The sequence below is a fragment of the Psychrobacter sp. TWP2-1-2 genome (genome assembly GCF_049896785.1).
Classification (GTDB): domain Bacteria; phylum Pseudomonadota; class Gammaproteobacteria; order Pseudomonadales; family Moraxellaceae; genus Psychrobacter.
The window spans coordinates 1-906 of the sequence record NZ_JAFCVA010000045.1 but is presented as its reverse complement, the minus strand read 5'-3'; the positions used below and the strand labels follow the sequence as shown (position 1 = coordinate 906).

The window sequence follows — 906 nt, the reverse complement described above, 5'->3', positions numbered from 1 at the left end:
TATAGTAAGTTTAATATAAAATCGATACAGCCCATATCATGAAATAGTTTAGGCAGATTATTTTCCATCCATCCTTGGCGTAGAAATTTAGCTTGTGCCCACTTCTTCTCGATAGGATTTAGATCAGGGCTGTAGGGTGGTAAAAATAAAAGGCGATGGCCGTGTCTATTAAGCAGTTTTTGTACTCGTTTATGAAAGCTTGCGTTATCCATTACGATTACGCACTTGGTTTTTAGGCTCGGTATTAGCGTGTACTTGCACCAGTTATAGAATATATCGCCATTGATGTTTTTCTCGAAGTAATCAAGTGCAAATAGTACTCTTTCGTATAGGGCTCCAATGACGTTGGTACGTTTTTTACCTTGCCAGTTGTAGCGATCGATACAAGGCTTACCTATCGGAGCATAGCCATAAGGCCTGATGGTCTCATGCTCAAAGCCACTTTCATCCATATAAACAATGGGATAGCCTTGAATTATATAATCACTCAGGTGATTGAGATACTTAGCTCTTTTTTCCAGACAGGCTTTTGGATGCTCTAGTGTCTTTTTTTTGGCTGATGTTTAATCGTTTTAAAGCATGATGAATGCCAGTTTTACTACAACCCAGACGATTTGCGCGCTCATATTGATAGTCATCAGGATATGCTTTGACATCCTGAAGCAAAGCGTCATCAGGTATTTTAGTCGGGGCTTTATCTCGCACTTTCTTAGGCTCTAAGTTCTGTCTCCAGCTATGTATAGTACTGGTGCTAAGCGCGTAAAAAGCAGCAGCTTCTCTAACAGTCAGACCATTATCGATGCTAGACAGCACTTGTTTACGATAGTCGATTGAATAAGTCATGGTTTATCTGAATAGTTGATTAGTTTTTATGTATTGTATCGGTTTTATCTGAACTCTACTATA

General features: G+C 39.1%; 2 protein-coding genes. Both read right to left on the bottom strand.

Annotated elements, in window-relative coordinates; genetic code table 11:
- Nucleotides 1–521, bottom strand: a 521-nt coding sequence (locus ACP7AE_RS14160; protein WP_426243861.1) for an IS630 family transposase, incomplete at its 3' end; no start/stop codon positions are given.
- A complete protein-coding gene (locus tag ACP7AE_RS14155) occupies nucleotides 505–843 on the bottom strand; it encodes an IS630 transposase-related protein (protein WP_426243859.1) in 339 nt (112 codons plus the stop codon). The genes ACP7AE_RS14160 and ACP7AE_RS14155, both read right to left, overlap by 17 nt.
- Nucleotides 844–906: the final 63 nt, after the last annotated feature.